The organism is Streptomyces sp. NPDC042371, from assembly GCF_056437465.1.
Window position 1 is genome coordinate 411,617 of sequence record NZ_JBWKAP010000001.1, and the last position, 12,484, is coordinate 424,100.

General features: G+C 73.0%; 9 protein-coding genes, 1 pseudogene and 1 riboswitch. Of the genes and pseudogenes, 4 read left to right on the forward strand and 6 right to left on the reverse strand.

Annotation, left to right across the window (positions count from 1 at the left end):
* Positions 1 to 121: 121 nt before the first annotated feature.
* Positions 122 to 604, forward strand: a pseudogene (locus AC068B_RS01845) (LuxR C-terminal-related transcriptional regulator); the annotation flags it as partial.
* Here the strand turns inward: AC068B_RS01845 and AC068B_RS01850 are convergent.
* From AC068B_RS01850 to AC068B_RS01875, 6 genes are all read right to left on the reverse strand, one after another.
* Positions 530 to 2,359, reverse strand: coding sequence for an ATP-binding cassette domain-containing protein (locus tag AC068B_RS01850; RefSeq protein WP_478669208.1), 1,830 nt, complete (start codon positions 2,357 to 2,359; stop codon positions 530 to 532). The pseudogene AC068B_RS01845 and the gene AC068B_RS01850 overlap by 75 nt on opposite strands.
* Positions 2,360 to 2,439: 80 nt before the next feature.
* Positions 2,440 to 4,173, reverse strand: a complete 1,734-nt coding sequence (locus tag AC068B_RS01855) for an ABC transporter ATP-binding protein (RefSeq protein ID WP_478668339.1) — start codon at positions 4,171 to 4,173, stop codon at positions 2,440 to 2,442.
* 107 nt (positions 4,174 to 4,280) lie between these two features.
* Entirely contained in the window at positions 4,281 to 4,409 is a 129-nt protein-coding gene (locus AC068B_RS01860) for a SapB/AmfS family lanthipeptide (RefSeq protein WP_356261748.1), read from the reverse strand.
* A gap of 49 nt (positions 4,410 to 4,458) precedes the next feature.
* Positions 4,459 to 7,101 carry a class III lanthionine synthetase LanKC gene (gene lanKC, locus AC068B_RS01865; protein ID WP_478668341.1) on the reverse strand — a complete coding sequence of 881 codons (2,643 nt, stop codon included), beginning with the start codon at positions 7,099 to 7,101 and terminating at the stop codon, positions 4,459 to 4,461.
* 230 nt (positions 7,102 to 7,331) lie between these two features.
* Positions 7,332 to 7,565: a ferredoxin gene (locus tag AC068B_RS01870; RefSeq protein WP_356261754.1), complete on the reverse strand. Its 234-nt coding sequence runs from the start codon at positions 7,563 to 7,565 to the stop codon at positions 7,332 to 7,334.
* A complete protein-coding gene (locus AC068B_RS01875; RefSeq protein WP_478668343.1) occupies positions 7,565 to 9,031 on the reverse strand; it encodes an aldehyde dehydrogenase in 1,467 nt (488 codons plus the stop codon). The genes AC068B_RS01870 and AC068B_RS01875 overlap by 1 nt, the downstream gene beginning before the upstream one ends.
* A 214-nt stretch (positions 9,032 to 9,245) precedes the next feature.
* On the opposite strand from AC068B_RS01875, the gene AC068B_RS01880 reads away from it, so the two are divergent.
* The 3 genes from AC068B_RS01880 to AC068B_RS01890 all read left to right on the forward strand — a co-directional run bounded on the left by AC068B_RS01880 (position 9,246) and on the right by AC068B_RS01890 (position 12,479).
* Positions 9,246 to 10,301: an MBL fold metallo-hydrolase gene (locus tag AC068B_RS01880; protein WP_478668344.1), complete on the forward strand. Its 1,056-nt coding sequence runs from the start codon at positions 9,246 to 9,248 to the stop codon at positions 10,299 to 10,301.
* Positions 10,302 to 10,325: 24 nt separating this feature from the next.
* A riboswitch (cobalamin riboswitch) is annotated at positions 10,326 to 10,449 on the forward strand.
* A gap of 123 nt (positions 10,450 to 10,572) precedes the next feature.
* Positions 10,573 to 11,805: a prenyltransferase/squalene oxidase repeat-containing protein gene (locus tag AC068B_RS01885; RefSeq protein ID WP_478668346.1), complete on the forward strand. Its 1,233-nt coding sequence runs from the start codon at positions 10,573 to 10,575 to the stop codon at positions 11,803 to 11,805.
* Positions 11,802 to 12,479, forward strand: a complete 678-nt coding sequence (locus AC068B_RS01890; RefSeq protein WP_478668347.1) for an SCO2322 family protein — start codon at positions 11,802 to 11,804, stop codon at positions 12,477 to 12,479. The genes AC068B_RS01885 and AC068B_RS01890 overlap by 4 nt, the downstream gene beginning before the upstream one ends.
* The last annotated feature ends 5 nt before the right edge of the window (positions 12,480 to 12,484 follow it).

Consider the following 12,484-nt stretch of genomic DNA (forward strand, 5'->3'; position numbering starts at 1 on the left):
ACGACCGGGGTACTCGCCGCTATGAATGGTCTGCGTGCTTGAACGGCGCAACCGGGGCGGGGAGCTGGAGGGGCAGAGCGTGATCCGGGTTCTTCTCGTGCACGACGCCTGTCTGTTGAGAATGGCTTTGGCGGAGCAACTCGCCCGCGAGCCGGATCTGGAGGTGTTCCACGCGCCGTGGTCACACGCGCGTCGGCGGCAACGGAACGTACGACCGGACCTGTGTGTGGTGGACCTCGATGACGAGGCGGCCTACGCACAGGCACCGCTCGGCGAACTGACCGGGCCGTCGGCGCTGGGGAGGGGCTGCCGGGTGCTGGTGCTCGCCACCGCCAACCGGCCGGGCCAGCTGCGGCGGGCGGCGGAAGCGGACGCCCTCGGTTATGTGAACAAGGCGAGCGCGCCGGAACGGCTGCTCGCGGGGATAAGGCAGGTGGCGGCGGGCCGTCGGTTCGTCGACGACTCGCTGGGGTTCGGCTTCCTCAAGGCGGCGCAGATGCCGCTCACCCGACGCGAGTTGAGCGTGCTCTCACTCGCCGCCGGGGGTGCGTCGGTCGCCGAGATCGCGAACAGCCTCCATCTGTCCAACGGAACGGTGCGCAACTACATGGCCGCGATCACCCGCAAGACCGGGGCGCGGAACAGGATCGACGCGATACGGATCTCGCAGGGCGAGGGGTGGGTGTGAACCCCACTCGCCCGCGCCATTGAGGTCCCGATAGAGGGGGGAACGTTCCAGCAGCTCGTCGTGGTGACCGCAGAGGGCGTGCGCCCCGTCCATCACCAGGACGCGGTCGGCCCGGCGGGCCGAACTGATGCGGTGGGCGATCACCACCAGAGTGCCGCCCGGGCGGGCCGCGAAGGCCCGCTCGGCGCGGGACTCCGCCACCGGGTCGAGGTGGCAGGTCGCCTCGTCGAGGATCGCGAGCGGGGCGTACGAGAGGTAGGCGCGGGTCAGCGCGATCAACTGCCGTTCCCCCGCGGACAGTTCGTCCGGCGCCAGCTCGGCGTCCGGTCCGCCGAGCCGCTCGATCAGCGGGGCCAGACCGACCACCTCGGCGGCGGCGAGCATCTCCCGCTCCGGAACGGGGTCCTCCCGCAGATAGCCCAGGTTGTCGCGGAGGGTCCCGGTGAAGACGTACGCCTCCTGAGGAATGAGTACGCGCCGCCCCACGGCCCCCTCTCCCCGCACGGGAAGCCCGTCGACGCGCACGTCTCCCGCGTCCGGTACGAGCAGCCCAGCCACGATTCCGGCCATGGTGGACTTGCCGATGCCGCTGGGTCCGACGACGGCGAGGTGCTCGCCCCTGGCGAGGGTGAGATCCAGGTCGTTGAGGACGGGCTCGGCGTGGGGGCCGTAGGCGAAGGTGAGGGAGGAGAGGCGGAGGGCGGGGGCGGGCATCTCGCCCTGGGGTGTACCGGCCCGGGGCGCCTCGCCCTCGGGGATCTCGGCCGTCTCCGGCGGGTCCCACGTCAGGCGCCGCAGGACGATGACCAGGCGGGAGCCGCTCGCGCCCAGGCCGTGGACCAGGTTGTGGAGGGCGGGGAGCAGGGCCTGGGTGACATAGGCCAGGGCGCCGACCAGGGCACCCGGCGTCACTCCGTTGTCCAGGAGCCAGGGGCCCGTGGCAAGGAGCAGGACCAGCGGGAGCTGGCCGCCGGTCGCCAGCGCCACCGTGCGCAGGATGCCCCAGCGGGCGAGCGCACCGGCCGCCGCGTACTCCGTGGCGACGCCCCGGTCCAGGTCCTCGGCCACGCCCTGTTCCGCGCCCGCCGCCGCCACGTCCCGCAACCCCGGGCACACGACGCCCAGTTGACCGGCCAGCTCCTCGTCCGCGACCAGGAACTCCTCCTGCCTGCGGGCCAGCGGCCGCAGCGTCGCCACGAACAGGGCGATCCCGGCGAGCAGCGGCGGCGCGACCACCAGAAGCAGCAGGGGGGCCAGCGAGAACAGGCCGATCAGCGCGCCCGCCGCCGTGAAGACGAAGGAGCGGGACACCAGCACCAGGCCCGCGAAGGTGTCCCTCGCGATCTCCACCTGCTGGGTCAGCCGGGACACGGCGGCGCCGTCCGCATCGCGCAGGCCGCGCCCGACGACCTGCCGCACCAGGGAGTCCCGCATCGGTTCCACCAGGTCGGCGACGGCGCGGTACACCTTCCCCGTGCCGTAGGCGGCGATCACCACACCGAGTGCGGCCGCGCCGAGCCAGCCGAGGCCGACCGCCTCGTTCCCGTCGAGGAACCCGTCGTCCAGGGCGTGCGCGAGGGCGTACCCGGTGAGGAACGTCTGCCCGGTCTCCAGCACGGACCAGAGCACGAGCCGCAGTACCACCGGCCACCTGCGCCGCAGGAAGCGCACGCCCCTGCGGTACGGGCCCGGCCTGGCCGAAGGCCGCACGCCGGAACGCTTCACACCGGAAAGCTGCACCCCGGAACGCTTCACGCGCCGAACACCTCCCGGTACTCCGGCCGCTCCCACAGCTCCGCATGCGTGCCCACCGCCCGGATCCGGCCTTCGTGCAGCCAGGCCACCGCGTCCGCGCGGGCCGCCGTCGCCGCGCGGTGGGCGATGATCAGGCGGCTGCGGTGCGGGGTGTGGCGGAGCAGGGCCTCGGCGATGTGGTGCTCCGTCACGGTGTCCAGGCTCGACATCGCGTCGTCGAGGATCAGGAGTCGGCCGCCGCGCGCGAACGCCCGTGCCAGGCCGAGGCGTTGGGCCTCGCCTCCGGACAGGGGCGCTTCGGCGCAGCGGGTGGCGTAGCCGTCGGGGAGGCGGGTGATGAAGGTGTCGGCGCGGGCGGCGCGGGCCGCCTCGCGGACGCGTTCCGGTGCCGGGCGCGGGGCGCCGAAGCCGATCGTGCCCTCCAGGGTGTCGCCGAGCAGCGCGGGCCGCTCGAAGGCGTAGCCGACCTCGCGGCGCAGCTCCTCGCGGCCGAGCGAGCCCAGTGGGACGCCGTCGAGGCGTACGACTCCTTCGTCGGGGTCGGTCAGCCGTCCGGCCAGGGAGGCGAGCAGGGACTTGCCCGCGCCCGACCGGCCGACCACGGCGACCGTGCCGCCCGCGGGCACGGTCAGGTCGACGCCGTCGAGGACGGTGCGTCCGCCGCGGCTCACCCTGACCCCGCGCAGCTCCAACAGGCCGCCGGTGGGCGGGAGTCCGGCCGTGCCGTGCACGGTTTCGGGCTCCGCGAGTACCTCGCCCAGGCGCCGGGCCGCGGCCCGCGCCCGCACCAGGCCGCCGAGCTGTCCGACGAGCATGCCGACACCGGTGGCGAGCACCGCGTACCGGGACGCGGCCAGCAGGTCGCCGATGCTGATGCGCTCCTGGAGCACCAGGTGGCCCGCCACCGCGGCGACCGCGAGCTGCAGCAGCGGCGCGACGGCGACGGCCTGTGCCTGGGAGCGGCCCTGGACCCGCCACATCCGGTGTCCCTGGCGGGCGAGTTCGGGCAGCGTCCGCAGGACCCGCGCCGCCTCCTTGTTCTCGGTGTGCGCCGCCGCGATGGTCCGCGCGCCGCCGACCGCCTCGCTCAGGCGGCCCGCGATGTCCCCCTGGACGTGCTGGTAGCGGGCCACGCAGTCGGAGGAGACGCGGACGAACGCCCGCAGCAGCAGGAAGAGGACGGGTGCGCCCGCGACGAAGGCCACGGCGAGCCAGCCGTCGATGAGGGCGAGGGCGACGATCGCGCCGAGGGGTGTGACCAGGGCGGCGAGGAGGGCGGCGAAGGTGGTGGGGGCGACGCCCGCGTGGGCCGCGTTGTCGATGAGGCGCGCGACCAGGTCGCCGGGGGCGAAGCGCGCGGTGGTGCGGGGGCCGACGGCGAGGACGTGGCGTACGACGCGGCCGCGCAGCCAGGCGGTGGTGCGGGCGTTGGTGGTGCCGGTGAGGACGCCGTCGACGGCGTCCAGGAGTGCGCTGGCGCCGATCAGCGCGGCGCAGGCGAGGATCCAGCGGGTGGCGTCGGTGCCGCCGCCGGTCAGGTGGCCGGTGAGGACGGCGTCCAGGGCGCGGCCGATCGCGAGCGGCAGGAGCAGGGTGGCGCCCGATCCGGCGACGGCGCAGAGGGCGAGGACCGTGCAGCGTGCGGCGCTGTACCGGGTCGCGGTGCCCAGCAGGCGGGTACCTGCCGCGGATTGCCGCGGGTGCTGCGGACGGGTGGTCGTCGTCGCCATGCGGTCCGGATCTCCGTCACCTCGGTGGTGGGCCCGGGCGGGCCCCTTTCGGGGTGCCGCCCGGGCCTGCGTTGCCGTGCCGCTCAGGTGCTGCGGTCAGGCGTCAGTCAGAGACAGAGGAGGACGCTGGCGTCGCTCCAGCAGAGCAGCAGGCTGACCTGGCTGCCGCCGCCACCGTGGCCGCCGCCACCCGTCATCTCGTCGGATTCCATGCTCTGCAGGTCGAGGAGTGCCATGAAACTTCCCTCTCTCTTGGGGGAGTTGACTGCCCTTTATGGGGTTGTGTCACGACCCCGCCGTGAGGCGGGACCGGCTCTGGGGCCGCAGGGGCGGCAGGAAGGGGACGTGCGCTCCGTCGTCGCCGAGCGCTCCGGCGAGTGCGAGGAGGCAGCCCGCCGTCCCGGTGTGGAGATCCATGGACAGGCGCAGCATCTGGTGTCCGGGGAAGGCCAGCTGGCCCGCGTACGACATCGCGAACCAGCCGAGTTCCTCGACCTGCTCCGCGACGTCCTCGGGGGTGATGCCCGGTGCGGTGCTGCGGTTCATGTGGGCCAGCAGGCCCGCCCGGCCCTGGAACAGGCCCGGCTGTACGCAGAAGCGTGAGCGCGCGGCGGCCAGGATGCCGGGGCGTGCCGCCTCGAAGTCGGCGTCGTCGCGGTGCGCGAGGTAGTCGTCGAGGACCATGCCGATGCCGACGCTGCCCTCGCCGAGGTAGGGCATGGTGCGCCAGCCCTCGTTCACGGCGAGGCTGCCGTCCTTGTGGGTCACGCACTGGGCGAGGTCCGTGCGCAGGGCGCGGGCCGCCAGGTCGAGGAGTGCGGGGTCGCCGGTCCGTTCGTACAGGCGCAGGAAGAGCAGTGCGGGTCCGGTGGCGCCGCGCAGCAGTCCTGCCCTGCGGCGGCCGATCTTCGGGGCGCCTTCCGTGCCCTCGGCGTACTCGGCGGTGAGGCGTTCGCCGAGGAGTTCGGCGGCCCGCTCCGCGTGGCGTGCGAGGTCGCTCTCGCCCGTGCTCCGTGCGAGGCCGTCGAGGGCGAGGCCCAGTCCGGCGAGGCCGCCGTACAGGTCGGAGGGGAGCCGCTCCCAGTTCTCGGCCAGGACGAGGCCGACGAGGTCGAGGGCGCGGGTGCGGTGGCCGAGCCGGTCGAGTACGTGGGCGATGCCCGCGATTCCGTCGTGCAGCCCGAGCGGGGTGCCGAGCGGGGTCGGTGCGGTGTGTGCGAGGAGCCAGCGTTCGCCCTCTTCGTAGCGTTCGGCGCCGCTCTCGGCGAGCGCGAGCAGCACACCGGCCGCGCCGTGCGCGATGCCGAGTCCGCCGCCGTCGGAGAACTGGGCGATGTCGCCGGGGAAGAGCCGGTCGTCGCGTTCGGGGGTGGCCGAGGCGAGGATGGCCTTGACCATCGAGTCGCGGCTGTAGGGCCAGTCGGCGGGGTCGACCAGGGGCGCGGTCGCCCCGGCCGTCCGCCGGGTGGCGCCGGTCCTGCCGCGCGGGCCGTGCTCGATCTCCGCCACCGCTTCGGCCAGGAACTCCTCGGGCACGTCGGGGAATTCCGCGGCGATCACCTGGGCGAAGTGCGCGGCCTTGCCCCGGTCGATGGAGAGCAGCGACGTGATCGGCAGGAACAGGGCGAGCCGCAGGCAGGCGAGGGCGTACCGGTCGATGTCGACGCCGGTGCGGTCGGGCGGCGCGAGGAATCCGGGGTGCGCGACGATCTGGCGGCCCGTGTCGCCGACGGCGCCCGCTGCCTCGAAGTCGAGGAGGGAGACGGACTGTTCGTCGGGCGCGACCATGATGTTGAAGAGGTGCAGGTCGTTGAAGACGACGCCCCGCTCGTGCACGGCGGTGACGGCGTCCTCGACGGCGCGGTGCATGCGCAGCGCCCAGGCCGTGTACTCGGAGATGGCCGCGGCGTCGGGTTCGCTGGTGCACAGCGGGTGCCGGTGGGCGAAGAACGAGTTGAGGGTGGACCCTTCGAGGAAGTCCATGACGAGGAAGCGGTGGCCGTCGAGGAGGAACCAGTCGCGCACCTCGGGGGCCACGCCGAGTCCGGAGAGCTTCTCCAGGGCGGCCTTCTCGCGTTCGAGCCGGGCCACGGCGTCGGCGCCGTCGGAGGCGAGGCCCGCGTGCGGGCGGCCTTCCTTGAGGACGACCTTGCGGCCGTCGCGGGTGTCGGTACCCGCGTAGACACCGCCGCCGTTGGAGAAGTGCAGGGCCTTCTCGATGCGGTACGGCAGGTCGGAGACGGTGGTCTTGTTGCGGGCCGCGAGCGCCGGTTCGAGGAAGGGCGGCAGCGTCACCCACTCGGGGACCTTGAAGGCGGGGTCGCGGGGGTCGGGCACGAGCTGCCCCTCGGCGTCCTCGATGGCGGGCACCAAGGTGCCCTTGCCGTTGTCGCACATGCGCCGGGTGAAGGCGCCGTACCTGACGTACAGCGGGCCCTGCCGCCAGCGCAGGTCGGTGAGGATGTAGGGACCCTCGATGCCCTCGAGGAGGTCCCCCAAGTCGGTGAGGACTTCCTGCAGTTGCGCCTCGTCCGCCGGGTAGACGGTGACGGCCTTGCCGCTGTGGTCGCGGCCCGCGTACTTGCTGTTGCGCAGGTGCAGCAGGTGTTTGGCCGGTACGAACTTGAAGGGGATGCGGCGGGGGACGCAGTGGTCCCAGACGGTCGACGCGACGCGGTCCGCGTTCTGCAGGGTCGCGGAGACGTGGATCTTCCAGCCCTGCTGCGGTGCGGGTACGGGGGTCCCGTCGTCGCCCAGCGGGACGAGGGACAGCCAGTCGCCGATGCGTCCGGAGCGCCACCCGGCGGGGACGGGTCGGCCCGCCACCGGGAACTCGACGGCGCCCGAGGCGCCCTTGGACGACAGCCGGTCCGGGGTCTCGTAGAAGTGCCTGTCGGCCAGACAGTAGACCTCGTACCGCTTGTCCATGGCGTCCCCTCTCCGCTCGGCGTGGCAGAGAGATTTCCAGGGCGCTAAGGGGTGGAACAGTCACGAGTGTCATCAGAACGCCGTGCGGAACGCATGGGTAAAGTCACGTTCGCTCATGTTCGAGAGCACAGAATATCCACGGACGGGACAAATGGCCACGCCCGCGCCGTCATCGGGGTAAACGGGGCGCGGGCGCGGTCCTGCCGTGCTTCGGGGCACTGTTTCCGCTGCTAGTCCTCCGGCGGAAACACGACCTCTCCGCCCCCGGCCAGCGTGATCGTGATCGCCTCGACCGGGCAGCCCTCCGCCGCCTCGAGGACCTTTTCGTTGGCGTCGGTCTCGGGCTCGGTGGGGTGCGACTGGCGGGCGGTGTCCAGCTCGAACCCGCCGGGCGCGGTGAGCACGCACATCCCGGAGCCGATGCAGACCGACCGGTCGACCTCGACGTGCCAGCGGTCGCCCATCAGGCACCGCTCCCCTGGTAGCCGCTGGGGAGATGGATCATCTTGTGCTCGAAGTACTCGCCGTATCCCTCGGGGCCGAACTCGCGCCCCAGGCCGGAGTTCTTGTAGCCGCCGAAGGGGCCGAGCATGTCGAGGCTGAAGGTGTTCACGGAGTACGTGCCCGTGCGCACCCGGCGCGCGATGTCGATGCCGCGCTCGACGTCGGCCGTCCAGACGCTGCCGCTGAGGCCGTAGTCGGAGTCGTTGGCGATCCGTACCGCCTCGTCCTCGTCACCGTAGGGCAGCAGGCAGATGACGGGGCCGAAGATCTCCTCGCGGGCGATGCGCATCGAGTTGTCGACGCCGCCGAACAGCGTCGGCTCCACGTACCAGCCCTGGTCGAGGCCCGCCGGACGGCCGCCGCCCGCAAGGATCTTGGCGCCCTCCTCCTGGCCGATGCGGATGTAGTCGAGGGAGCGCTGCTGCTGCCGCCGGGCGACGAGCGGGCCGAGTTCGGTGGCGGGGTCGAGGGGGTCGCCGACCTTGAGGGCGCTGGCGGCGGCGGAGAAGGCATCGGCGAACTCGTCGTAGCGGGTGCGCGGCACGAGGATGCGGGTCTGGGCCACACACGCCTGGCCGTTGATCATCCAGGCGAACGGGGTGATGCCCGCGACGGCGGTCGCCGCGTCGGCGTCCGGCAGGACGACGGCGGCCGACTTGCCGCCCAGCTCCAGCGTCACGCGGGTGAGGTTGCGGGCGGCGACCTCCATGACGCGCTTGCCCGCGGCGACGGACCCGGTGAAGGACACCTTGTCGACGTCGGGGTGCCCGACGAGGTACTCGCTCACCTCGCGGTCCGCGCAGACGATGGAGAGCACCCCTTCGGGCAGGCCAGCCTCGGCCGCGAGCTCGGCGAGGATGTACGCGTCGAGAGGGGCCTCCGGGGAGGTCTTGAGGATCACCGGGCAGCCGGCGAGCAGGGCGGGCGCCAGCTTGGCGGCGGCGGTGAACTGCGGGACGTTCCAGGGCACGACGGCCGCGACGACGCCCACCGGTTCGCGCCGGACGAGCAGCTTGCCGAGGACGCCGTCGCGCTCCTCCTCGTACCGGAAGTCGCGGGCCACGGTGATCGCCGCGTCCCACACCATCATCGCGGCGAGGGCCTGCACCATCACGCTTGACGTGTAGGGGGTGCCGTTCTCGGAGCTGATGACGCGGGCGATCTCCTCGTGGCGCGCCGCGAAGCCGTCCTTGATCTTCGCGATGATCTCGATGCGCTCGTCCAGGGTCATCCGCGGCCAGGGACCGCGCTCGAAGGCCTTGCGGGCGGCGGCGACGGCGCGGTCCACGTCGGCGGGCGCCGCGTGCGGCACCCGGGCGAAGACCTCTCCGGTGTGCGGGGAGACGACGTCGATGACGTCCTTTCCGAGCGGGTCGACCAACTCCCCGCCGATGAACAGCTGTCCGTGTTCCACGAGCTCGGTCATGGCTGACTGCCTCCTGCGGAGCGCTTCCCGACGCGGTTTCCCGACCCGGTTTTCTGACACGGTCTCAGAACTGATACCAGTTCTAGTTCGTGGAGTCCACGGACGGAAGGGGTAACGCAGCCTCCAGACAGTCGACTTGGGCGACTATTGGAACTAGTTCTAGTTATAGTGGTGGCCCCCGGCGAGGGGACCGGCGACGAGAGACGAGGCCCTCATGACCCCTCAGGTGACGGACCCGCCGGTGATCGAGCACGGCGGCGGCGTCTGGAGCATCAAGGTCCCGATCCCCGACAACCCCCTCGGCTTCACCCTCGTCCACCTCCTGGACACCGACGCGGGACCGGTCCTCGTCGACACCGGCTGGGACGACCCGGCGTCCTGGGACACCCTCACCGCCGGGCTCGCCACCTGCGGCGTCGCGGTCGCCGACGTGCACGGCGTCGTCATCACGCACCACCACCCCGACCACCACGGCCTCTCCGGCAAGGTCAGGGACGCCTCAGGGGCGTGGCTCGCCATGCACGACGCGGACGCGTCCGTGGTCCGCCGCACCCGCTCGAACCCGCCGGACCGCTGGTACGCGTACCTGGTGGACAAGCTCACCGCCGCGGGCGCGCCCGCCGACCACCTCGCCCCGCTGATCCTGGCCCGCGACGAGGGCCGCCCCCGCAAGCTTCCCGGCCTCGCCCCCGCCCTCCCCGACCGCTCCATCACCCCCGGCGAGCTCCTCGCCCTGCCCGGCCGCCGCCTGCGCGCGATCTGGACCCCCGGCCACACGCCCGGCCACGTCTGCCTCCACCTGGAGGAGGACCATCCGGCGGGCCTGCGCGGCAACGGCCGCCTCTTCTCCGGCGACCACCTGCTGCCCGGCATCACCCCGCACATCGGCCTGTACGAGGACCCCGAGTCGGAGACCGTCACCGACCCCCTCGGGGACTACCTGGACTCCCTGGAGCGCGTCGGCCGCCTCGACCCCGCGGAGGTCCTGCCCGCCCACCAGCGCACGTTCACCGACGCGCCCGCCCGCGTCCACGAGCTCCTGACCCACCACGAGGAGCGCCTGACCGGACTCCTCACCCTGCTCGCCGAGCCCCTCACCCCCTGGCAGATCGCCGAGCGCATGGAGTGGAACCGCCCCTGGGCCGAGATCCCCTACGGCTCGCGCACCATCGCCGTCTCGGAGGCCGAGGCCCATGTGCGGCGCCTGGTCAAGCTGGGGCGCGCGGAGGCCGTGCCGGGCAGCGACCCGGTCACCTTCGTGGCGGTGTGACCCGGAAGGCGCGCGGACCGGCCGGTAGAGTGAGCGCGTCGTCCTCACGTCCGCCAAGGGGGAAGCCGGTGCGAATCCGGCGCTGACCCGCAGCCGTGTGCCACTGAGCGTGGCGAGCCGGAATGCCCGGCGCGGAACGTGACCGGCTCGCTTCATCGGGACCCCCGATGAGCGGCACCGTCGAGGTATACGGAGCCGGAGCCGCCCGGTAGCCGTGCTCGCACGGTCCGTGCCGCCCCGCTCCCCGCAGGGAGAGGCAACCCGCCCCATCATGAACGTTCGTCGCAGCGCAGCGGTCCTGGCCGCCGCCGTCGCCGTGTTCGGCTCGGCCGCGGCACCGGCCGCCTTCGCGGACGACGCGAAGCCGTCGCCCTCGGCCGCGCTCCCCTCGGGCCTCTACGGCAAGACCGACCCCAAGTTCGACGGCGTCTTCCGCCAGTCGTACGCCCTGCTCGCCCAGGACACCGAGGGCGTCGTGCCCGCCACGAAGGCGGTGGACTGGCTCACCGGCCAGCAGTGCGCGAGCGGCGGCTTCGCGGCGTACCGCGCGGACGCCACCGAGCCCTGCAACTCCAAGACGGCGGTCGACAGCAACTCCACCGCCGCCGCCGTGCAGGCCCTCGCCGCGCTCGGCAAGCAGGACAAGACGGTCAAGAAGAGCGTCGACTGGCTGAAGTCCGTACAGAACAAGGACGGCGGCTGGGGCTACAACCCGGGGCTGCCCAGCGACGCGAACTCCACCGGCATCGTGGTCGGCGCGCTCGTCGCGGCGGGCCAGAACCCGGCGGCGATGAAGTCCCAGGACGGCAAGTCCGCCTACGACGCGCTGCCGAAGCTCGCCATGGACTGCGACAAGGACGGCGGCGCGTTCGGTCTCGCCGACGCCAAGTCCGGCAAGCTCTCGCCGAACGCCGACGCCACCGCGGCCGGTGTCCTCGGCAGCCTCGGCAAGGGCCTCGTCGTCTCCGCGCCCAAGAAGTCCGAGACCGCCGCGCCCAAGTGCGCGAAGCCGGACACCGCCGCGCAGGCCGCGGGCAACGGCGTGGGCTATCTGCTCGACACCCTCGGCAAGACCGACGACCACCTGATGTCGTCGATGCCGGGCTCCACGGACCAGCCGGACTTCGGCAACACGGCCGACTCCGTGCTCGCCCTCGCCGCCGCCGGACAGAGCGAGCGGGCCAAGGCGTCCGCCGACTGGCTCGCGAAGAACTCCGCGGACTGGGCGAAGCAGTCGGGCCCCGCCGCCTACTCCCAGCTGATCTTCGCCGCGCACGCGGCAGGCATGGACCCGCGCGACTTCGGCGGCGCCGACCTCGTCAAGCAGCTGAACGCCACGGGCCCGGCCCCGGAGACCGCCTCGAAGTCCCCGTCCGCTTCGGACGCGGACGAGAAGGACGACGACGGCGGCGTCAGCGTCTGGTGGATCATCGGCGTCGGCATGGTCGCGGGCATCGGCATCGGCTTCCTGTACAGCGGCAACCGCAAGAAGAAGCAGCCGTGACGCGGGGCCGTGTGCGGCGCGGCCGCCCGGCAGCCGTGGCGTTCCTCGCCGCGCTGCTGAGTGTCCTCGCCGCCGCGCCCGCCCAGGCCGCCGGTTACCGCTACTGGTCGTTCTGGGAGCGGGACGGCGAGCAGTGGACGTACGCCACCCAGGGGCCGGGCACCGCGACCCCCGACGACGGCGACGTGCAGGGCTTCCGCTTCTCGGTCTCCGACGACTCGAAGGACTCCGCGAAGCCCCGCGGCCCCGCCGACTTCGCGGACCTCTGCAAGGACACCCCGGCGAAGGACGGCCGCAAGCGCGTCGGCCTCGTCGTCGACTTCGGCACGGCGGGCGACGCCCCCGGCGGCGAGCGGCCGCCGAAGCCGCGCACCGCCTGCGCGCAGGTCGCCGAGGACGCCACCAGCGCGGAGGCCCTCGCCGCCGTCGCCAAGCCGCTGCGCTACGACAACAAGGCGCTGCTGTGCGCCATCGAGGACTACCCGAAGTCGGGCTGCGGCGAGCAGGTCTCCGGCGACGGGGACCCGAGCGGCAAGGAGACCGTGACCACCGAGGCGCAGGCGAACGCCGACGACGGCGACGGCGGGCCCTCCGTGGGCCTGATCGCCGGAATCGCCGCCGTCGCGCTGCTCGGCGGTGCCGGTATCTGGCAGGCCCGGCGCCGCCGCGGCTGACGCGG